Origin of the sequence: Pseudoxanthomonas sp. Root630 (assembly GCF_001427585.1) — a bacterium.
In the GTDB taxonomy this organism is placed as follows: domain Bacteria; phylum Pseudomonadota; class Gammaproteobacteria; order Xanthomonadales; family Xanthomonadaceae; genus Pseudoxanthomonas_A.
Genome location: NZ_LMGY01000012.1, coordinates 547,187 through 566,657 on the forward strand (window position 1 = coordinate 547,187; position 19,471 = coordinate 566,657).

General features: G+C 65.0%; 20 protein-coding genes and 1 tRNA gene. 16 read left to right on the forward strand and 5 right to left on the reverse strand.

The window, feature by feature from the left end:
* Positions 1-100: 100 nt before the first annotated feature.
* The 3 genes from ASD72_RS08560 to crp all read right to left on the reverse strand — a co-directional run bounded on the left by ASD72_RS08560 (position 101) and on the right by crp (position 2,094).
* Positions 101-850 (reverse strand): sulfite exporter TauE/SafE family protein, encoded by a 750-nt coding sequence (locus ASD72_RS08560; RefSeq protein ID WP_056879493.1) that lies wholly within the window; start codon positions 848-850, stop codon positions 101-103.
* Between the two features lie 63 nt (positions 851-913).
* Positions 914-1,327: a GNAT family N-acetyltransferase gene (locus ASD72_RS08565; RefSeq protein ID WP_056879494.1), complete on the reverse strand. Its 414-nt coding sequence runs from the start codon at positions 1,325-1,327 to the stop codon at positions 914-916.
* 80 nt (positions 1,328-1,407) lie between these two features.
* Entirely contained in the window at positions 1,408-2,094 is a 687-nt protein-coding gene (gene crp / locus ASD72_RS08570) for a cAMP-activated global transcriptional regulator CRP (RefSeq protein ID WP_056879495.1), read from the reverse strand.
* Positions 2,095-2,279: 185 nt separating this feature from the next.
* Between crp and speD the strand changes: the two genes are divergently transcribed.
* Together speD and sugE are read left to right on the forward strand one after the other, a co-directional pair.
* Positions 2,280-3,074, forward strand: coding sequence for an adenosylmethionine decarboxylase (gene speD, locus ASD72_RS08575; protein ID WP_056879496.1), 795 nt, complete (start codon positions 2,280-2,282; stop codon positions 3,072-3,074).
* A 170-nt stretch (positions 3,075-3,244) separates the two neighbouring features.
* Positions 3,245-3,559: a quaternary ammonium compound efflux SMR transporter SugE gene (gene sugE, locus ASD72_RS08580; RefSeq protein ID WP_056879497.1), complete on the forward strand. Its 315-nt coding sequence runs from the start codon at positions 3,245-3,247 to the stop codon at positions 3,557-3,559.
* A 14-nt stretch (positions 3,560-3,573) separates the two neighbouring features.
* Here sugE and coq7 read toward each other — a convergent pair whose 3' ends face one another.
* Positions 3,574-4,215: a 2-polyprenyl-3-methyl-6-methoxy-1,4-benzoquinone monooxygenase gene (coq7, locus tag ASD72_RS08585; protein WP_056879498.1), complete on the reverse strand. Its 642-nt coding sequence runs from the start codon at positions 4,213-4,215 to the stop codon at positions 3,574-3,576.
* Between the two features lie 170 nt (positions 4,216-4,385).
* Between coq7 and rplM the strand changes: the two genes are divergently transcribed.
* From rplM to maiA, 6 genes are all read left to right on the forward strand, one after another.
* The gene (gene rplM / locus ASD72_RS08590) at positions 4,386-4,814 is read left to right on the forward strand and encodes a 50S ribosomal protein L13 (RefSeq protein WP_055936916.1); all 429 of its coding nucleotides are present in this window, start codon (positions 4,386-4,388) and stop codon (positions 4,812-4,814) included.
* Positions 4,815-4,816: 2 nt separating this feature from the next.
* On the forward strand, positions 4,817-5,209 hold the full coding sequence (rpsI, locus tag ASD72_RS08595; RefSeq protein ID WP_056879499.1) for a 30S ribosomal protein S9: 393 nt from the start codon (positions 4,817-4,819) through the stop codon (positions 5,207-5,209).
* 33 nt (positions 5,210-5,242) lie between these two features.
* Positions 5,243-5,317 (forward strand) — tRNA-Gln (locus ASD72_RS08600).
* 67 nt (positions 5,318-5,384) lie between these two features.
* Positions 5,385-6,131 carry a 2OG-Fe dioxygenase family protein gene (locus tag ASD72_RS08605; protein ID WP_081420236.1) on the forward strand — a complete coding sequence of 249 codons (747 nt, stop codon included), beginning with the start codon at positions 5,385-5,387 and terminating at the stop codon, positions 6,129-6,131.
* A gap of 63 nt (positions 6,132-6,194) precedes the next feature.
* Complete coding sequence (locus ASD72_RS08610; RefSeq protein WP_056879500.1) at positions 6,195-7,184, forward strand: fumarylacetoacetate hydrolase family protein; 990 nt, start codon at positions 6,195-6,197, stop codon at positions 7,182-7,184.
* Between the two features lie 98 nt (positions 7,185-7,282).
* The gene (gene maiA / locus ASD72_RS08615) at positions 7,283-7,942 is read left to right on the forward strand and encodes a maleylacetoacetate isomerase (RefSeq protein ID WP_056879501.1); all 660 of its coding nucleotides are present in this window, start codon (positions 7,283-7,285) and stop codon (positions 7,940-7,942) included.
* Between the two features lie 57 nt (positions 7,943-7,999).
* Here the strand turns inward: maiA and ASD72_RS08620 are convergent, their stop codons facing one another.
* Positions 8,000-9,136, reverse strand: coding sequence for a PilT/PilU family type 4a pilus ATPase (locus tag ASD72_RS08620; RefSeq protein WP_056879502.1), 1,137 nt, complete (start codon positions 9,134-9,136; stop codon positions 8,000-8,002).
* Positions 9,137-9,231: 95 nt separating this feature from the next.
* On the opposite strand from ASD72_RS08620, the gene ASD72_RS08625 reads away from it, so the two are divergent.
* The 8 genes from ASD72_RS08625 to ASD72_RS08660 all read left to right on the forward strand — a co-directional run bounded on the left by ASD72_RS08625 (position 9,232) and on the right by ASD72_RS08660 (position 19,439).
* Positions 9,232-9,609: a DUF4398 domain-containing protein gene (locus ASD72_RS08625; protein WP_056879503.1), complete on the forward strand. Its 378-nt coding sequence runs from the start codon at positions 9,232-9,234 to the stop codon at positions 9,607-9,609.
* Positions 9,606-10,499: an OmpA family protein gene (locus tag ASD72_RS08630; RefSeq protein WP_056879504.1), complete on the forward strand. Its 894-nt coding sequence runs from the start codon at positions 9,606-9,608 to the stop codon at positions 10,497-10,499. Before ASD72_RS08625 ends, ASD72_RS08630 begins: the two co-directional genes overlap by 4 nt.
* Before the next feature lie 355 nt (positions 10,500-10,854).
* Positions 10,855-11,073, forward strand: coding sequence for a YdcH family protein (locus ASD72_RS08635; protein WP_056879505.1), 219 nt, complete (start codon positions 10,855-10,857; stop codon positions 11,071-11,073).
* Between the two features lie 115 nt (positions 11,074-11,188).
* On the forward strand, positions 11,189-12,559 hold the full coding sequence (locus ASD72_RS08640) for a pyridoxal-phosphate dependent enzyme (protein WP_056879834.1): 1,371 nt from the start codon (positions 11,189-11,191) through the stop codon (positions 12,557-12,559).
* Between the two features lie 99 nt (positions 12,560-12,658).
* The gene (locus tag ASD72_RS08645; protein ID WP_056879506.1) at positions 12,659-13,864 is read left to right on the forward strand and encodes a cystathionine gamma-synthase; all 1,206 of its coding nucleotides are present in this window, start codon (positions 12,659-12,661) and stop codon (positions 13,862-13,864) included.
* A 2-nt stretch (positions 13,865-13,866) separates the two neighbouring features.
* Positions 13,867-14,655: an ABC transporter permease gene (locus ASD72_RS08650; protein WP_343123679.1), complete on the forward strand. Its 789-nt coding sequence runs from the start codon at positions 13,867-13,869 to the stop codon at positions 14,653-14,655.
* The gene (locus tag ASD72_RS08655) at positions 14,645-16,033 is read left to right on the forward strand and encodes an ABC transporter ATP-binding protein (RefSeq protein WP_056879508.1); all 1,389 of its coding nucleotides are present in this window, start codon (positions 14,645-14,647) and stop codon (positions 16,031-16,033) included. Before ASD72_RS08650 ends, ASD72_RS08655 begins: the two co-directional genes overlap by 11 nt.
* Entirely contained in the window at positions 16,017-19,439 is a 3,423-nt protein-coding gene (locus ASD72_RS08660) for a glycosyltransferase (protein WP_056879509.1), read from the forward strand. Before ASD72_RS08655 ends, ASD72_RS08660 begins: the two co-directional genes overlap by 17 nt.
* Positions 19,440-19,471: the final 32 nt, after the last annotated feature.

Here is a 19,471-nt window from a genome sequence, read left to right on the forward strand (position 1 = left end):
CAGGTCCTGCCCGCTGATTGGCGATGCCTTCACGGGCTGGACGACGCGTTGTTCGGCCCGCGGAGCCAAGGTGGGCGGCAGCTGTGCTTGATTCGCGGATTCAGAACAACCAGGCGCGACCGATCTGGTACAGGCTGATTGAAAGAACCAGCACGCCCACGACCTTCAAGACGATCCGCTCGGACACGTGGCGCACGAACCAGGCCGCGAACGGCGCGGCAATGGCGCCGCCGACGAGCAGGCCGAGCACGATTTCCAGATGATCTAGGCCGATCGTCAGCAGGAACGTCAACGAAACCACCAGCGTGATGACGAATTCCGATGCGCTGACCGTGCCGATGGTGGTGCGTGCCTGGCCGCCGCGGGCGAGCAGCGTGGACGTGGCGAGCGGGCCCCAGCCGCCACCGCCCGTGGCATCGAGCAGGCCTGCGAAGAATCCCAGCACGGGCACGCGCTTCACTTCCTCGCGCGGCATCCAGCGGCCGAACGAACGCACGAGGATGAGGATCGCCAGCGCCAGCAGGTACAGGTAGACGAAAGGGCGGATGGCGTCGCCGGGCAGGCGCGTCAGTACGTAGGCGCCCAGCGCGCCGCCGACGGAGCCTGAGATCGTGAGGCGCCAGAACAGACGCTTGTCGATGTTGCGGAAGTAAGCGTGCGAGGCGCCGGATACGCCGGTGGTTACGACTTCGGCCGCGTGCACGCTGGCACTGACGGCCGCGGGGGGAAGACCCATGCTGAGCAGGATCGACGAGCAGATCAGGCCGAAGGCCATGCCCAGCGCACCATCGATCAGCTGTGCGCCGAGGCCGATGAGGATGAACCAGAAGAACTCGCTGCCAAACTCCATCCACACGTTCCTGCCGGTGGGGGATCCGACATTGCATTCCCGAAGGATACCCTGTGCAGCCGATTACGCTCCGCCGAGTGCGCGAGTGAAGCGGAGCGAACTTTCGGTAAAGCCGCAGGCGCGATAAAACGCATGCGCCTCGGTGCGATGCAGTGCTGTGGTCAGCTCGAGGCGTACGCAATCGGCGCTGCGCGCGCGACGGTAGGCTTCATCCAGCATCTGGCGGCCCAACCCGCCGCCTCGCGCTTCAGTGGCGACGACCAACGCGGTGATGCGGCAGATGAGCGCACCCAGCGGGACGTAGTAAAGAAAGTGCAGGCCGACAAGGCCGCATCCGGCCCCGTCCCGTCGCGCGAGCAAGAGTACCTGTTGGCGATCGGCGTCCACGGCATGGATGCGCTCGGCGGCCTCGCGGGTAGAGCAGGGGTAGCCCAGCTCCGCCAGCAGGTGCGCGACGTCATCTGCGTCCCCCGGCATGGCGGGACGGATGTCGAGAGGTGGAAGCGTGTCGGGAGGCGCGGCCGGTCGCAGCGGTGGACCGGCCCGACCCATGGAGATCAGCGGGTGCCGTACAGGACGACGGTCTTGCCTCTCGCATGCAGGGAGCCATCGGCCTGCAGCTTCTTCAGTACGCGACCGGCCATCTCGCGCGAGCAGCCGACCAGGCGGGCGAGCTCCTGGCGGGAGACGCGCAGCTGGGTGCCTTGCGGGTGGCTCATCGCCTCCGGCTCGCGGGCGAGGTCGTGCAGGGTGCGGACGATGCGGTCGGTGACGTCGAGGAATGCCAGGCGGCTGGCCTTGCGGCTGGTGTCCAGCAGGCGCCGGGAAAGCTGGGCGCCGATGGCGTACAGCAATTTGGGGGCGTCGGCCGAGAGCGTGCCCAGGAACAGCTGGTGCAGGCGCTCGTAGCTGATCTCTGCCAATTCGCACTGGGTGCGGGTGCGCAGGATCACTTCCCGGCGGTCGGACTCGATGAACAGGCCCATCTCGCCGACGAACTCGCCGTTGCCGAAGTAGCCGAGGACCAGTTCGCGGTCGTCGTCTTCCTCGGTGATGATGCTGACCGAGCCGCTGACCACGTAATACAAGGTGCCGGCCGGGTCGCCCGGGCGGAACACGTCGGCGCGGGCAGGGTAGCGGCGCCGGTGGCTGTGGGCGAGGAAGCGCTCAAGCGTGGCGTTGTCCGGCGTCAGGGGGCTGGCGGCGGGGCGAGCGGGGGCTGAAAGGGGGATGCCTGGGCTCATGGTGGTCGCGGCTTGTAATTTCGGAAGCTTAGTCCGAATACGTAGCCGACGGCAAACGCAGGCCATGCAAGGGCTGGGCCACTCCCGCGGCGGCCGGCCGACGGGTGGCGGCGGACATTTCGCTGTCACCCCTTATGGCGCATAATTCGCCCCCCATCCGATACCCCCTAAGAGGGACCACCGCCGTGGTAAAACCCCTGCCTCGCCTGCGGCTGCAAGGCTTCAACAACCTGACCAAGGCGTTGAGCTTCAACATCTACGACGTGTGCTATGCCTCGTCCGAGGATGAGCGCCGCCGGTACATCGAGTACATCGACGAGGAATACAACGCCGACCGCCTGACCCAGATCCTGACGGACGTGGCGGAGATCATCGGCGCCAACATCCTGAACGTGGCCCGCCAGGACTACGATCCGCAGGGCGCGTCGGTGACGATCCTCATTTCCGAGGAGCCGGTGATCGACAAGAAGGATGCGGGCAAGGAGATCATCTCCGATGCGGTGGTGGCCCACATGGACAAGTCGCACATCACGGTGCATACGTATCCGGAGACCCATCCGGACAACGGCATCGCGACGTTCCGCGCGGACATCGACGTGGCGACCTGCGGCGTGATTTCGCCGCTGAAAGCCCTGAATTACCTGATCGAAAGCCTGGAATCCGACATCGTCATCATGGATTACCGGGTCCGTGGCTTCACCCGCGACGTGAAGGGCAAGAAGCACTACATCGACCACAAGATCAATTCGATCCAGGACTTCCTGGCCAAGAACATCAAGTCGCGCTACGAGATGCTCGACGTGAACGTCTACCAGGAAAACATCTTCCACACGAAGATGCACCTGAAGGAGTTCGACCTCGACAACTACCTGTTCGAGGAGAAGGCCAAGAACCTGTCGTTCAAGGAGCGCATGAAGATCGAGGCGCGCCTGAAGCGGGAGATCGAAGAGCTGTACCACGGGCGTAACCTGTCCGAGTGACAGGGCCGCGGGTTACACCCCGTTGGGGTGGCCCGGGGTAACGTGGGATCAAACCGGCGGGACGACCCGCCCGCGGCGCAAGCCGCGCACCAGGACCGACGGCGGTCCGGAACGTGAGTTCCGGGCCGCTTTCGCGTTGTGGCCCGGACATAAACCTGAGGAGAAGGCGTATGGCATGGGTGTATCTGGTGTTGGCGGGCGTGCTGGAAGTCGTCTGGGCGGTCGGCCTGAAGTATTCCGAAGGCTTCACCCGCCTCGTGCCCAGCGTGGTCACGGCCGTGGCGGCGGCGGCCAGCTTCTGGCTGCTGGCGGCGGCGCTGAAGCACATTCCACTGGGAACGGGCTATGCGATCTGGGTAGGCATCGGCGCCGTCGGCACCGCCTGTGTGGGCATGTGGCTCTTCCAGGAGCCTGCCACGGCGGCGCGGCTGGTCTGCATCGGCCTGATCGTGGCCGGCATCATCGGCTTGAAGCTGGCTTCGTAAGCCGGGACGGCGCCTCAGAGGCGGTAGGCCACGGCCTTCATCAACTTCGAGGCGCCGGCCATCAGGGTCGGGATCGGGGCCGGAAGCGTCCGCGCGCCGGCATGTTGGGCATGCTCGGCATGGCGGGCCTCGTCGGCCTTCATCACTTTCAGGATCTCGCGGCTGCGCAGGTCGGCGGGCGGCAGGGTTTCCAGGTGCTCGTCCAGGTGGGCCTCCACCTGGTGTTCGGTTTCGACCACGAAGCCCAGGCTCCAGCCATCGCCGCGCAAGCCGGCCAGGGCGCCCAGGGCGTAGCTGCCGGCATACCAGAGGGGGTTGAACAGGCTGGGGCGGCTGTCCAGCTCCCGCAGGCGATCGGCGCACCAGGCCAGGTGATCGGTCTCTTCCTGGGCGGCGTCCAGCAGGTGGTTCCGGGTTTCCGGGTCGCGGGCGACGGCGGCCTGGCCGAAATAAAGACCCTGTGCGCAGACCTCGCCCACGTGGTTGATCCGCATCAGGCCGGCGGCATGGCGCTGCTCGGCATCGTCGAGAGCCACGTCCGGGGTGTCGCCGGCCGGATTGGCGCGCAGGGCGGGCGGATTGCCGAAGACGGTGTCCAGGCCGCGCTGGGCTTCCACCAGCCAGCGGTCCAGGGGGGAAAAGGTCCGCGTGTTCATGGGGCCATTGTGCCGTGTGCCGGCCCTGGCGTCTGGTGGGGGATGGGCTGCTTGCAAGGGGGAGGGGTGATCCGTACAATACCGCCCCTCGCGCTCCACCCTTCACAACGCGTGGCAAAGTTCCGCCCGGGAAACCGCGGAATCCGCCCGACCAGACACACGAGAGTTACATGAGCACCTTTACCGCCAAGTCCGAGACCGTCCAGCGTGACTGGTACGTCGTCGACGCAGCAGGCAAGACCTTGGGTCGCCTGTCCACCGAGCTGGCCCGTCGCCTCCGCGGCAAGCACAAGCCCGTCTATACCCCTCACGTTGACACCGGCGACTACCTCGTCGTGATCAACGCCGAGAAGATCCACGTCACCGGCAACAAGCTGGCCGACAAGAAGTACCACCGCTTCACCGGCTACATCGGCAACCTGAAGACCGAGACGCTGGCGCAGGCGCTGGAGCGCCATCCGGAGCGCGTCATCGAGACCGCCGTGAAGGGCATGCTGCCGAAGGGCCCGCTGGGCCGCGACATGTATCGCAAGCTCAAGGTTTACGCCGGCCCGAATCATCCGCACGCCGCTCAGCAGCCGCAGGTCCTGGACATCTAATCATGGCTATCACTCAGAACTACGGCACCGGCCGTCGCAAGTCCTCCACCGCCCGCGTGTTCCTGCGCAAGGGTTCCGGCAACATCACGGTCAATGGTCGTCCGCTGGACGAGTTCTTCGGCCGCGAAACCGGCCGCATGATCGTGCGCCAGCCGCTGGAGCTGACCAAGAACACCGAAACCTTCGACATCACCGTGACCACCACCGGCGGCGGCATCACCGGCCAGGCCGGCGCCATCCGCCTGGGCATCGCCCGCGCGCTGGTGGAATACGATGAAACGCTGAAGTCGGAACTGCGCAAGGCAGGCTTCGTGACCCGCGACGCCCGTGAAGTCGAGCGTAAGAAGGTCGGCCTGCACAAGGCGCGTCGCGCCACGCAGTTCTCCAAGCGCTAACAGACGCGCTACACTACGCGTCACTGGTTATACAGCCCCGTCGCCAAGCGGTAAGGCACCTGACTCTGACTCAGGCATTCGGTGGTTCGAATCCATCCGGGGCTGCCAACTTGAAGTCCACTGGACATCCGCAAAAGCCCGCCTCTGGCGGGTTTTTGCGTTGAGGGGTCTTGCCATGGTCGCGATGTTCCAACCTCCGTTCTGTCCCGCCGATGAGGCCGTGCGTCGCGTGCAGGAGCGTGGCTATGCGGTGATCGAGCCTCGGGCCATGGCCGACGCGGTCGGCATCGATCTCGAAGCACTCGACGCGTTGCTGCCGAGTTGGGATCGGTTGGAGGTGGACGGGTACCTCAAGGACGGTGGCCGCTATCGGCGGCGGCGGCATTCCTGCTTCGTCCTGGATATGGAAGGGATCGCGCAGGCGCCGCATCGTGCGCACTGGCAATCGCTGGACTACAACGCCTTGCACGGCGGCATGCAGCGCTGGTTCCAGCCGATCGAGCCATCCGTCGCGGAAGCCCAGGCCTGGCGGCAACTCCTGGTGGGGCTGGGCCGCTGGTGTTCCGCGCTCAAGGGCCAGCGCCCCTGGTATGTCGAGGCGCACCAGTTCCGCATCGATACCACCGACGGCATCGGCCGACCGACGCCGGAAGGGGCGCATCGCGATGGTGTGGATTTCGTTGCGGTGCTGCTGCTGGACCGGCAGGGCATCAAGGGGGGCGAAACCCGCGTGTTCGCCGCAGCAGGGCCGGACGGGCAGCGCTTCACGCTGGAGGCGCCCTGGTCGTTGCTGTTCCTCGACGACGAGCGTGTGATCCACGAATCCACCCCGATCCAGCCGCTGGACGGCCAGGGCCATCGCGATACGCTGGTCCTTACCTTCCGCAAGGACGGCTTCCAGGGCGGTCCCGACATAGGCTGATCGCCGCACGTATTTCGTTACAATTGAAACCATGGCGCGTGGGCGCCGGCATCTGGAGTTGCGATGAAGCTGGGTTCCCTGAAGGAAGGTGGTCGCGACGGTACGTTGATCGTCGTGTCGCGTGATCTGGCCCGCGGCGCGCGTGCCACCGGTATCGCGCCGACGCTGCAGCGCGCGCTGGAGGACTGGAGCAATACCGCGCCGCGCCTCAACGCGCTGTACGAATCGCTGAATGCCGGCGATGCCGAGGATGCCTTCGATATCGACCTGCAGGCGCTCGCTGCGCCGCTGCCGCGCGCTTACGAATTCGTCGACGGCAGCGCGTACCTGCCGCACGTCGAGCGGGTGCGCCGCGCGCGCAATGCAGAAGTGCCCGCGAGCTTCTACATCGATCCGCTGATGTACCAGGCGACCAGCGCGGGCTTCCTGGGCCCGCGTGATCCGGTGAAGGTGGTCAGCGAAGACCATGGCATCGACCTGGAAGCCGAGATCGTCGTGATCACCGACGATGTGCCGATGGCGGTCACGCCCGCGCAGGCCGCCGGGCACATCCAGTTGATCGGCCTGGTCAACGACGTCTCGTTGCGCAACCTGATCCCGGGCGAACTCGCCAAGGGCTTCGGCTTCCTCCAGTCCAAGCCGCGTTCGGCGCTGTCGCCCGTATTCGTGACGCCGGACGAGCTGGAAGGCGCCTGGGACGGCAACAAGGTGCACCTGCCGCTGGTGACCCACATCAACGGCGCATGGTTTGGTGCGCCGGAGGCCGGCGTCGACATGCAGTTCGACTTCTCGCAGCTCGTCGCCCACGCCGCCAAGACGCGGCCGCTGTCGGCGGGCACCATCGTCGGCTCGGGCACCATCGCCAACGAGGACACGTCCAAGGGCGCCTCGTGCTTCGCCGAGAAGCGCACCGTCGAGACGCTCCGCGATGGCAAGCCCAGCACGCCCTTCATGAGTTTCGGCGATGTGGTCCACATCGAAATGAAGGACCGTGACGGCCGTTCCATTTTTGGCGCGATCGAGCAGCGGATCGAGGCCCAACCCTTGCCTTGAGGACGCGCCCGGGCCCAGTGTGGTTGTCCGAAGGAGCGAGGCGGGCAAGGACGTGGATTCCGGGCACTTGATGGCGCAAACCGCGGGGAGCGGCTTGCATGGCTGAGCAACTGAAGCTGTATTCCTACTGGCGCTCAAGCGCCGCCTACCGCGTCCGCATCGGCCTGAACCTGAAAGGCCTGGTGTACGAGACCGTGCCCGTGCACCTGGTGCGTGATGGGGGCCAGCAGCACTCGGCGGAGTATGTCGCCAAGAATCCCCAGCAGCTGGTCCCTACGCTGCAGCATGGCGCGCGGGTGATCCGGCAGTCGCTGGCGATCCTCGAATACCTCGATGAGGCCTGGCCGTCGCCGCGCCTGTTGCCGATGACGGCGCGCGACCGCGCCCGGGTTCGCGCGCTGGCGCAGATGGTGGCGTGCGATATCCATCCGCTCAACAACCTGCGCGTGCTGCAGTATTTCGAGCACACGTGGAATGTCCCCCAGGCCGAGCGGGACGACTGGATCAAGCACTGGATCGTGGAAGGCTTCACTGCGATGGAGGCCTTGCTCATGGAGGACGCCGCTACCGGTCCTTACTGCCATGGGCAGACGCCCGGTCTCGCCGACTGCTGCCTGGTGCCGCAGGTCTTCAATGCGCGCCGCTTCGGCGTGGACATCACGGCATTCCCGGCGATCCTGCGCATCGAGGAAGCGTGCCTCGCGCTGCCTGCGTTCGACCGGGCGCGCCCCGAGAATCAGCCCGACGCGACCGCCTGAAATGAAAAGGGCAGGTTTCCCTGCCCTGGTCGTGGATCCCGCAGTGTGTCGCCGCGATCAGCCGAAGCCGTGGGTGATGCGCGGCGAACTGCTGCCGTTGTCGTAATCGGCGTACGGGTCGTGCTCGCCCTTGCTGCCTTCGGACAAACGGAACTTCAGGGCCAGGCCATCGCGCGAATCGGCGGCGCGCAGCGCTTCTTCCTGCTCGATCTGGCCTTCCTTCACCATCCGGAACAGGCACTGGTCGAAGGTTTCCATGCCTTCCTCCAGCGATTCCTCCATGGCGGCCTTGATCTCGTGCACCTGCCCGCGGCGCAGCAGGTCGCGGATCATCGGCGTGTTGATCAACACTTCGGCGGCCGGCAGGCGGCGGCCGTCGGTACCCTTCACCAGGCGCTGGGAGACCACCGCGCGCAGGTTCAGCGCCAGGTTCATCAGCACGTTCTTGTGCGCGCTCTCGGGGAAGAAGTTGAGGATGCGCTCGATGGTCTGGTCGGCGTTGTTCGAGTGCAGCGTGGCCAGGCAGAGGTGGCCGGTCTCGGCGAACGCGATGGCCGCTTCCATCGTGGTGGCGTCCAGGATTTCGCCGATCAGGATGACGTCCGGCGCTTCGCGCATCGCGTTCTTGAGCGCGTTGTGGAAGGCATGGGTGTCCAGGCCGACCTCGCGCTGGTTCACGATCGACTGCTTGTGCCGGTGCAGGTATTCGATCGGATCCTCGATGGTGAGGATGTGGCCGGTGCTGGTGGTGTTGCGGTAATCGATCATCGACGCCAGCGAGGTCGACTTGCCCGAGCCGGTGGAGCCGACGATCAGCACCAGCCCGCGCGGGGTCATGATGATGTCCTTCAGCACCGGAGGAAGGTTCAGTTCCTCGATGCTGGGGATCACGCTGCGGATGGCGCGGATGACCATGCCGACTTCGCCGCGCTGCTTGAAGACGTTGACGCGGAAGCGTCCGGCATCCTGCAAGGCGATCGCCATGTTCAACTCGAGCTCGCGCTCGAACACGGGCACCTGGCCCTCGTCCATCAGCGAGTACGCGATCTTCTTGACCATGCCGGGCGGCAGGCCGGTGTTGCCCAGCGGGTACAGCTTGCCCTCGATCTTGATGTAGACCGGCGCCCCCGTGGTCAGGAACATGTCCGAGGCGTTCTTCTCGGTCATCAGCTTCAGGAAATAGCCGATGTCCATATGCAAAGCTCCCCACGATGCGCGGCACCACGTTGCAACGGCGCCGAAGGCTACAGACAATGGCCGCGCGTACCCCTCAACGTCACGGCACCCCAATGACTGTTAGCTTCGCACACTTCCGCAGGCCCCTGCATGTGATGGCCGCCGCAGTAGCGGCACTCGCCCTGGCACCCGCCTTCGCCCAGAGCGTCCCCACGCCGGAGCTGGAAGCCGCGGTGAAAGCCGTGCAGCGCGCCGACCAGGCCGATGCCGACCAGTACGCCCCGGAGCCCTTGGCCGCCGCCCGCCAGTCGCTGGCCCAGGCACAGTCCACCCGGAACAAGAAGGAAGCGCTCGATTTCGCCCTGCGCGCCACGGCGGACGCCGACCTGGCGCGCGCCCGCAGCGAGGAAGCGGTGGCAACGGCCGAGGTGGGCCAGCGTCGCGCGGAAATCGCCGACCTGCAGCGTCAGCTCGGGGAGGGCGGTCGATGAGCATGCGCCGGATCGTCCCGCTCGCCCTGGGCCTCGTGCTTGCCGCCCTGACCGCGGTAACCGCCTTCGCTGCAGAGAACCCGGTGGTGGTGCAGCTCAACCAGCGCCTGGCCCGGCTGCAGTCCGATCCCGCCCTGGCGGAATTCGCCGCCTACGAGAAACTGCAGGCTCAGCACGCTGTGATCGCGTTCGACAAGGCGCGCCGCAGCCAGCGCGAGACCTTGCAGTACGTGGCCGAGCGCCGCGTGGAGATCGCCGAGATCGCCGCACGCACGCAGGCCGCGCGCCGCGAGGCGGATCGACTGGACCGCACGCGCAGCGAATTGCTGGTGGAAGCCAGCCGCCGCGAAGCGGAGCGTGCGCGCCGCGAGGCCGAGCGCTTGCGCGTGCAGGCCCAGATCCAGGCCGAGGAGACCGAGCGCTTGCGGTTGGCGGCAGAAGCCGAAGCGCTGGCCCGCCAGGAAGCGGAAACCACGCTGGACACCGTGGCAGGGCAGCAAGCCAGCCGGCTCAGCACCGCGCGCCAGCGCGAGTTGAAGCTGGCGCGCGAAGAGGCCGAGCTGGTCTCGGGGGCGAAACTGCCGGCATCCAAGTTCGAAAGCCGTGGCGAAGTCTTCACCCTGGGCGCAGATGCCTTTGCGAGCGGGTCGGCGAAACTGTCGGGCGGCGGCAATGCCTCGGCGAGCGCGCTCGCGGCCTACCTGCAGGCCAATCCAAAGGCGCGCGCCCGCATCGAGGGGTACGGCGACAAGCAGACGCCGGGCCAGCGCCGCGCGGATGCCCTGCGGGATGCCCTGGCGGCGGGTGGCGTGCAGCGAAACCGTCTGCAGAGCGCCGCCAAGGGGGCCGGCACCAAGGCGCGTGCCCTGGAAGTCGTCATCACGCACTGATTTTTCTTTTTTAATCAGCTATTTGCACGATGACCAAGGTTGTGCGAGGCGCTGCGTGTGAAGCGCGCGCGATCACGCAAGACGCGGTGAATCAACCACTTACACATGGGGTTGCCGGGGCTCGGGGCGAGGAGTAGGGTCGTATACCCAAGCGACCCCCGTCGCTTGGCTCACCGGAGAATCGCCCCGATGACGCCCGTCCCGATCCCGCAGGAAACCGCCACCGGCAGCCAGGCTGTCGCGGGCCTTCCGGTGGGAGGTGCCCGCGTTACCGGTCAGCAGCTCCGCTCCCAAGCCAACGCCCCGTGCCTGTGAAGGCCGGGGCGTTCGTATTTCTGCTGAAGGAGGTAACACCATGTTCGAAGGTCAACCGCAGGCCGAAATCGATGCACTCATCAAGGCCGATCCGGAGTTCAAACAGCTTTACCAGCGCCATCGCGAGCTGGACAAGAAGGTCACCGACGCCGAACTGGGCGTCCTGCCCATCGATGACAATCTGCTCGGTCAGATGAAGCGCGAGAAGCTGCACGCCAAGGAGCGATTGCTCCGGATCTACGACGCCAAACCCCACTGACGCCTCCCCCGAGCTTTCTCGTCGCGGGCGGCGGCGGCCTCCTCGTCGGCCGTCGCCGTCCGCGTCACCCTAGTGCGATAATCCGGGCCACGTTCCGCACCGGATGCACGGCCGCATGGCGATCCACTCCTCCGTACTCGAGCTGATCGGCGACACGCCGATCGTCCAGGCCAAGCGCCTCGACACCGGGCTCTGCACCCTCTACCTGAAGCTCGAGAGCGCCAACCCCGGCGGGTCCATCAAGGACCGCATCGGCATGTCGATGATCGAAGCCGCCGAGAAGCGCGGCGACCTGAAGCCTGGCGCGACCCTGGTCGAGGGTACGGCCGGCAACACGGGCATCGGGCTGGCGCTGGTCGCCCAGCAGAAAGGCTACAAGCTGATGCTGGTCGTCCCGGACAAGATGAGCCGGGAAAAGATCTTCAACCTGAAAGCCATGGGCGCGGAGGTCATCCTGACCCGCTCCGATGTGGCGAAGGGACACCCCGAGTACTACCAGGACCTGGCAGAGCGGATCGCGCGCGAAACGCCGGGTGCCTACTTCATCAATCAGTTCGGCAACCCGGACAACCCGGCCGCGCACGAGTTCGGCACCGGTCCGGAGATCCTGCGCCAGATGGACGGCCAGCTGGATGCCATCGTCTTCGGCTGCGGCAGCTCCGGCACGATGACCGGCCTCTCGCGCTGCTTCGCCGAACATTCACCGCGGACCGAGATGGTGTTGGCCGACCCCGTCGGCTCCATCCTCACCCAGTACATCAACGAAGGCACGCTCAGCACGAAGTCGGGCAGTTGGCTGGTGGAGGGTATCGGCGAGGATTTCCTGCCGCAGATCTCGGACTTCACGCGGGTCAAGAAGGCCTATGCCATCAGCGACGGCGAGAGCTTCCATACCGCCCGCGAACTGCTGGCGAAGGAGGGCATCCTCGGCGGTTCCTCGACGGGCACGCTGCTGGCCGCCGCGCTGAAGTACTGCCGTGAGCAGACCGAACCGAAGAAGGTGCTGGTCTTCGTTTGCGACACCGGCAACAAGTACCTGTCCAAGATGTACAACGATTACTGGATGCTGGACAACGGCTTCATCCACCGGCCCCAGTACGGCGACCTGCGCGACCTCATCCTGCGGCCGTACAGCCAGCGGGACACCGTCGTGGTCAGCCCCACCGATCTGCTCACGACCGCCTACCAGCGCATGAAGCTGTACGACGTCTCGCAGCTGCCGGTGATGGAAGGCGACAGGCTGGTCGGCATCGTCGACGAAAGCGACGTACTGCTGCATGTGTATGGCGACGAAGCGCGTTTCCGCGACCCCGTCTCCACCGCGATGGTCAGCAAGCTTGACCGCCTGGACGTGCGCTCGCCCATCGAGGCGTTGCTGCCGGTGTTCGACCGCGGGCAGGTGGCCATCATCACGGATGGCGATGCCTTCCTGGGCCTGATCACCCGCATCGACCTGCTGAACTATCTGCGACGCCGCGCACAGTAGGCGGCGACGCCCGGCCGTCCACGGGGGAGGGCGGCCGGACAAGGACGATACGTTAAGGACCCGCTGGTAAAATGGCGGGCTGATCCAAGGAACCCGAACATGGCGCACCATTCATCTCCTTCCGGCGGGGACGCCGGCGATCTCGCCCTGGGCACGCTGGCCATCCACGGCGGACAATCCCCGGACCCCACCACCGGCGCGGTCATGCCGCCGATCTACGCGACCTCGACGTACGCGCAGAGCAGCCCGGGCGTGCATCAGGGTTTCGAATACTCCCGCACGCACAATCCCACGCGCTTCGCCTATGAGCGTTGCGTGGCGGCGCTCGAAGGAGGCACCCGCGGCTTCGCCTTCGCATCGGGCATGGCGGCGACCTCGACGATCCTGGAACTGCTGGACAGCGGCAGCCATGTGGTCGCGATGGACGACCTGTATGGCGGCAGCTTCCGCTTGTTCGAACGGGTACGCAGGCGCACGGCGGCGCTGGACTTCAGTTTCGTCGACATGACCGACCTGGCGGCGTTCGAGTCCTCGATCCGGCCGGAAACGCGACTAGTGTGGGTGGAAACCCCGACCAATCCGATGCTGAAGATCGTCGACATCGCCGCCATCTGCGAGATCGCGCACAAGCGCGGCCTGCGCGTGGTCGTCGACAACACCTTCGCTTCGCCCATCCTGCAGCGCCCGCTGCAGCTGGGCGCCGACATCGTCATGCATTCCGCCACCAAGTACCTCAACGGCCATTCCGACATGGTCGGCGGCATGGTGGTCGTGGGCGACGACGTGGAACTGGCCGAGCAGATGGCGTTCCTGCAGAACTCGATCGGCGCCGTGCAAGGACCGTTCGACAGCTTCCTGGCCCTGCGTGGCCTGAAGACCCTGCACCTGCGCATGAAGGCCCACTGCGAGAACGCCCTCGCGCTGGCGCAATGGCTGGAAACGCATCCCGCCATCGAGAAGGTCATCTATCCCGGCCTGGCCTCCCACCCGCAGCACGCACTTGCCACCCGGCAGATGCAGGGCTACGGCGGCATCATCTCCATCGTGGTCAAGGGCGGCTTCGACGCCGCGCGCAAGTTCTGCGAGAACACCGCGCTGTTCACCCTGGCCGAATCGCTCGGCGGCGTCGAGAGCCTGGTCAACCACCCCGCCGTGATGACCCATGCCTCGGTGCCGGTGGAGCGCCGGGAGAAGCTGGGAATCAGTGAAGGGCTGGTGCGGTTGAGTGTGGGAGTCGAGGCGGTAGCCGACTTGAAGGGCGATCTCTCTCGCGCACTCGAGTTCGCAGTGGGTGAACACGGGTGAGCATGCTGCCGTTGGATTCGCGCCAGCGATCCTTGGTCTGGGAACTAACCAAGCGCGACGTTCTGGGCCGCTATCGAGGCGCGAGCTTCGGCGTCCTCTGGTCGTTGATCAGCCCTTTTCTGATGCTGATGGTGTACACGCTCGCGTTCGGGTTCATTCTCAAGAGCAGGTGGCCGGGGACCAGTGGATCCACGCAGGACTTCGCTCTCATTCTTTTCGCGGGACTGTCGGTGCATGGCTTCTTCGCCGAATGCCTGACCCGTGCGCCGCAACTGATTCTCTCGAACGTGAACTACGTCAAGAGAGTCGTGTTTCCTCTGCAGATGCTGTCCTGGAGCATGATGCTCTCGGCTGCCTTCCATCTGTCCATGAATCTGCTGGTCCTGTTGTTGCTCAAGTGGGTGTGGCACGGAGAAATCTACTGGACTGTCGCGCTGCTGCCGCTGGTCATGCTGCCGATGCTCGCTCTGGCGGTCGCTGTTTCATGGCTGGTTTCGGCGCTTGCGGTGTACTTCCGCGATGTGGGTCAGTTCGTCGGCGTGCTGGCCGCAGCGATGCTTTTCCTGTCGTCGGCGATCGTTCCGGTGGATTCCGTGCCCGAGAGCTATCGTTGGGTGTTTCACCTCAACCCACTCACGTTGATCATCGATCAGGTGCGTGAAGTGGTGATCTGGGGCCGTACGCCCAACTGGGGTGCGCTGGTGGTCTATGGCGTGGGCGTGCTGATCTTCGCGTGGGTCTCCTATCGGGTCTTCGACAGGTTGCGCCGGGGGTTCGCCGATGTCCTCTGAAGGTCCCGTCTCGACAGGTCCCAACGACGAGGTCGCGATCCGGGTCTCGCACGTCGGCAAGTCGTATCGGATGTATCGCAAGCCATCCGAGCGATTGCTGCATGCCATCTTCGGTGGCGGCAAGAGCAGTGCGTCCGAATTCTGGGCGTTGAAGGACGTCCGCCTGGATGTCCGGCGCGGCGAGACGTTCGGCATCATCGGGCGGAACGGGTCCGGCAAGTCGACGCTGCTGCAGATCATTGCCGGCACCCTGCAGCCTACGAACGGCGAGGTCGCCGTCCAGGGGCGCGTGGCCGCCTTGCTGGAACTGGGGAGTGGATTCAATCCGGATTTCACCGGTCGCGAGAACGTGTATCTCAATGCCACGATCCTGGGCCTGACCCGGCGTGAGATAGACGAACGATTGGATAGCATCCTTGCCTTCGCCGGCATCGGCGAGTTCGTCGACCAGCCCGTCAGGAGCTACTCCAGCGGCATGTCGGTCAGGCTTGCGTTCGCGGTCATCGCCCATGTGGATGCCGATGTACTGATCGTCGACGAGGCGCTCTCGGTGGGCGACGTCTTCTTCGCACAGAAATGCATGCGCTTCCTGCGGGAGTTCAAGAAGGTCGGGACCCTGCTTTTCGTCAGCCACGACGCGGCCGCTGTGACCAGTTTGTGCGACAAGGCCCTTTGGCTTGATTCGGGCGAGATGAAGTTGCAGGGGAACGCGAAGGAAGTGGTTGAAGCGTATCTTGCCCAGCAGCATGCGGCGGATCGGCGAGACACGACGGGCGTTGAAGTCAGCGTCTCGAGTGTCCGTGAGCCTGCAGATGCGCTCGCTCCCGATTTCCGCGCGTCGCAGCAGCGCGAGCTCGGCCAGTCGGGCCGGATGTCGATCTACGAGTTCGATCCTGACGAGGCAGGCCTGGAGTTCGGGTCGGGGATGGCGAAGATCATCGGCGTTGGCCTGTATGACGACGCAGGAAGTCCTCTGTCCCTGACCGAGGGCGGCGAGGTCGTTCGCCTGCGGATTTCGGCGCGCATGGAGCGCGACCTGGAGGGTCTGATATTCGGCTTCTACGTGAAGGATCGACTGGGCCAGCGCCTGTTCGGCGACAACACTTACCTGTCCACGATCGACGCATCGATCACTGGGCCAGCCGGCGAGGTGATGGAGGCGGAATTCAGATTCCGCATGCCTCGGATGCCGATGGGATCGTATTTGGTGGACGTTGCGATCGCGAGCGGCACGCAGGACGATCATACCCAGCACCACTGGGTGCATGATGCGGTGGAGATCAAGGCCCTTGACCGCACCATGAGGTACGGCTTGGTCGGCATACCGATGCTGGACATCCGCGTCGCCAAGGGGGTGGACAGTGAAGTTCACGGGTGAGCGTTTCGTTCCGAGCGAAAGCGGCGAGATCAGGCAGGAGCACATCCATCGTTACGCCTGGGCTCGTGAGTTTGCGGCAGGCAAACGGGTGCTCGATGTAGCGTGTGGCGAGGGCTATGGCAGCATGATGCTGGCCGAAGTTGCTGCTTCGGTCGTCGGTGTCGACGTGTCCCCTGACGCCGTCGCACATGCGACCCGCAACTACGGGCGCGCCACCCTGGAGTTCATGCTGGGCGATGCTGCTGCGCTGGAACTGCCGGACGCCGCATTCGATGTCGTCGTGTCCTTCGAGACCATCGAACACCTGGTCGCCCAGGAAGCGATGCTGGATGGCATCAAGCGGGTCCTGGCGCCCGATGGATTGTTGATCATCTCTTCGCCCAACAAGAAGGTCTACAGCGACCTGGCGGGCCATCACAACGAGTTCCACGTCAAAGAGCTGTATTTCGAGGAACTCGATGCGCTGTTGAGATCCAGGTTCGACAACGTCGCGTACCTGGGGCAGCGCCTCACGACCGGCTCGGCGGTCCTGCCCATCGAAACGTCGATGGGGGGTCGATCGATCGACGTGATGACGGATGAAGGTGACCGCGTTCCGGCACGTATCCCGCAACTACCGCAACCCGTCTACTTCATTGCGCTGGCCAGCATGCGGGAGCTCCCGGCCATCCGGGCCTCCGTACTGTTCTCGGAGGTGGATGATCTGTTCGAAGAGCAGCGGGGGATCGCCAAGTGGGCGCAATCGCTGGAGGGCGAGGTCGACCGCCTTGGTCAACTGTTGCGGGAAGAGCAGGAGGATGGGGCGAAGAGCAAGCAGTGGGCGCAGGACCTGAATGCCGAACTCGAGCAGACGCGGGCGAGCCTGGGCCGATTGACCGAAGAGTTCGAGGAGCGATCACGTTGGGCATTGTCGCTGGACAACGAATTAAGCGATTCACTGCGGTCGCTTGATCAGGCGCGCGAGATGATCGGTACGTTGCAGCGTGAGCTTGCCGGCGCGCGCGAACATGGCCTTGCACTCGAGACGAGCGAAGCTACCTTGCTTGCGGCCGAGAAGGGGCATGCAAAAGACCTGGACAGGATGAAGATCGAGCTTGAAGCCTCCCATGAGGCAGGGAAAAAGGCCTCGGAGGCGGTGTCGCTTCTGAGCGACGACTTCCAACGCAAGCGTGCGGAGGCGTTCGAGGCGCACGGCAGGGAAATGGCCAAGTTGCGGGGCGAGATGGAGACGATCCTGCAGTCCCGCTCCTGGCGCTGGACCAAGCCATTGCGTTTGGTAGGAAGGCTGATGCGCGGCGATTGGCGTGCCATCGCCAACTCCTTGCGCAGATCGTCCATCGCGGCAAATCCCCTGCTGGCGCCCTTGCGGGGACCTGCCAAGCGATGGCTCCTTACCCGTGCGGCCGCCGAGGTCGCGGTGCGCGGACCCATGGGGCTTGATGCGGTCGTCTCTGACCGGGGCACCACGTTGTCCAGGTTGAGCTTCGAAGTTCACCCGGATCCGACGGTGAGCATCATCATTCCAGCCTACGGGAACCTGGATTACACGCTGGCGTGCCTGAAGTCCATCAGCGAGCACACCCATGGCGTTACATACGAAGTCATCGTCGCGGAAGACGCCTCCGGAGACGACGAGATGGAGCTGCTTGCGCCGGTGCCGGGGCTGCGCTACGTCGCGCATGAACAGAACCTTGGTTTCATCAGGTCGTGCAATGCGGCAGCGTCCTTGGCCCGCGGCACGTTCGTATGCTTCCTCAACAACGATACCGAGGTGACTCGCGGCTGGCTTGCGGCGCTGCTCGACGTCTTCGATACCTTCCCCGACGCCGGACTGGTCGGGTCCAAGCTGATCTATCCTGACGGAAGGCTGCAGGAAGCCGGTGGCATCCTCTGGCGTGACGGCTCCGCCTGGAACTACGGGCGGCTGCAGAATCCGGCCGACCATGAGTTCAACTACGTGCGTCCCGTCGACTACTGTTCCGGTGCGAGCATCCTCGTGCGCACCGAGGATTTCCGGAAGCTCGGTGGGTTCGACGAGTACTTCGTCCCCGCGTACTGCGAGGACTCGGATCTCTGCTTCCGCCTGCGGAGCCTGGGACTGCAGACCTATTACGCTCCCCTTTCCGTGGTTGTCCACCACGAGGGTATCTCGCATGGAACCGATACCGGTGGCGGGATCAAGGCGTATCAGGTCCTCAACCAGAAGAAGTTCGTCGCGCGCTGGTTCGATGAACTCTCCCAGCACTATCCGAACGGCGTCGATGTCTTCAAGGCCCGCGAGCGCGCATGGCAGAAGAAGGTCGTCCTGATCGTCGATCACTACGTACCGCAACCCGATCGTGACGCCGGGTCGCGAACCATGGTGGCTTTCATCGAAAGTCTGCGCGAGCTCGGTCTGGTGGTGAAGTTCTGGCCGGACAACCTCTGGTACGACGAAGTCTATGCGCCCCAGCTGGAGCGAAAGGGCGTCGAGGTCATCCATGGCGAGAGGCGTTACGCCGGGTTCGATCGCTACATGGCCGAGTGCGGCGCGCTCATCGATTTCGTCATCATGTCGCGGCCGCATATATCCGGCCCGTATCTCGATCCGATACGCGCCAACAGCGCAGCGAAGATCGTCTACTACGGACACGACCTGCATTTCCGGCGGCTGCAGCGCGAGGCCGACGTCATGCGGCAAGAGGGCTTGGCTGAGCAGGCGGCCAGGATGGAACAACTGGAACGCTCGATCTGGAAGCGCTCCGACATCGTGCTCTATCCCTCCCACGAGGAGGCGCAGGAAGTGGCGATATTGGAGCCCTCCACCACGGCGCGGGCAATCACACCGTACGCTTACGAGCCCGCACGCGAGACCGCAGGCCCGTCGCATCGGCGCGGCATCCTCTTCGTCGCGGGGTTCGGACACCCGCCCAACGTCGACGCCGCCTTCCATTTGATGGACGACATCATGCCGCTGGTGTGGGCGGAAATCCCGGACGTGCAGGTATTCCTGGTCGGGGCCAATCCGACGACCGAGGTCAAGGCGTTGCAGAGCGACAGGGTCGCCGTTACGGGTTACGTAGACGATGATGCGCTGGCCGATCACTACGCTAGCGCGCGGGTCGCCGTAGTGCCGTTGCGCTATGGCGCTGGCATCAAGAGCAAAGTGGTCGAGGCGTTCCACCAGGGGTTGCCATTGGTCACCACGCCGACCGGCATGCAGGGGTTGCTCGAGTCGGAGGGAATCTGCGAGGTCGCCACCCGTGCAGAGGACCTAGCCAACGCGATCGTGCGCCTGATGCGGGAGGACCAGCGGTGGCTCGCCTGTTCCGAGCGCGGGCGTGCGTATGTCAACGATCGCTTCTCGAAAAGCAGCATGCGCAGCCAGATGCGCGAGATTCTAGGGCTTGAGGAACTGCAGAAATGATTGTCCGCGCACGAGCGCCATTGCGCCTTGGC

Bases quoted from the DNA above. Each gene is read 5' to 3' on its own strand.
- ASD72_RS08625 (WP_056879503.1), top strand. From the start codon at position 9,232: ATGACTGTTAGCTTCGCACACTTCCGCAGGCCCCTGCATGTGATGGCC.
- ASD72_RS08640 (WP_056879834.1), top strand. From the start codon at position 11,189: ATGGCGATCCACTCCTCCGTACTCGAGCTGATCGGCGACACGCCGATC.
- rplM (WP_055936916.1), top strand. From the start codon at position 4,386: ATGAGCACCTTTACCGCCAAGTCCGAGACCGTCCAGCGTGACTGGTAC.
- rpsI (WP_056879499.1), top strand. From the start codon at position 4,817: ATGGCTATCACTCAGAACTACGGCACCGGCCGTCGCAAGTCCTCCACC.
- ASD72_RS08560 (WP_056879493.1), bottom strand. From the start codon at position 850: ATGGAGTTTGGCAGCGAGTTCTTCTGGTTCATCCTCATCGGCCTCGGC.
- ASD72_RS08655 (WP_056879508.1), top strand. From the start codon at position 14,645: ATGTCCTCTGAAGGTCCCGTCTCGACAGGTCCCAACGACGAGGTCGCG.
- coq7 (WP_056879498.1), bottom strand. From the start codon at position 4,215: ATGAACACGCGGACCTTTTCCCCCCTGGACCGCTGGCTGGTGGAAGCC.
- ASD72_RS08650 (WP_343123679.1), top strand. From the start codon at position 13,867: ATGCTGCCGTTGGATTCGCGCCAGCGATCCTTGGTCTGGGAACTAACC.
- ASD72_RS08620 (WP_056879502.1), bottom strand. From the start codon at position 9,136: ATGGACATCGGCTATTTCCTGAAGCTGATGACCGAGAAGAACGCCTCG.
- ASD72_RS08630 (WP_056879504.1), top strand. From the start codon at position 9,606: ATGAGCATGCGCCGGATCGTCCCGCTCGCCCTGGGCCTCGTGCTTGCC.
- ASD72_RS08610 (WP_056879500.1), top strand. From the start codon at position 6,195: ATGAAGCTGGGTTCCCTGAAGGAAGGTGGTCGCGACGGTACGTTGATC.
- ASD72_RS08645 (WP_056879506.1), top strand. From the start codon at position 12,659: ATGGCGCACCATTCATCTCCTTCCGGCGGGGACGCCGGCGATCTCGCC.
- crp (WP_056879495.1), bottom strand. From the start codon at position 2,094: ATGAGCCCAGGCATCCCCCTTTCAGCCCCCGCTCGCCCCGCCGCCAGC.
- ASD72_RS08565 (WP_056879494.1), bottom strand. From the start codon at position 1,327: ATGCCGGGGGACGCAGATGACGTCGCGCACCTGCTGGCGGAGCTGGGC.
- sugE (WP_056879497.1), top strand. From the start codon at position 3,245: ATGGCATGGGTGTATCTGGTGTTGGCGGGCGTGCTGGAAGTCGTCTGG.
- maiA (WP_056879501.1), top strand. From the start codon at position 7,283: ATGGCTGAGCAACTGAAGCTGTATTCCTACTGGCGCTCAAGCGCCGCC.
- ASD72_RS08635 (WP_056879505.1), top strand. From the start codon at position 10,855: ATGTTCGAAGGTCAACCGCAGGCCGAAATCGATGCACTCATCAAGGCC.
- ASD72_RS08605 (WP_081420236.1), top strand. From the start codon at position 5,385: ATGGTCGCGATGTTCCAACCTCCGTTCTGTCCCGCCGATGAGGCCGTG.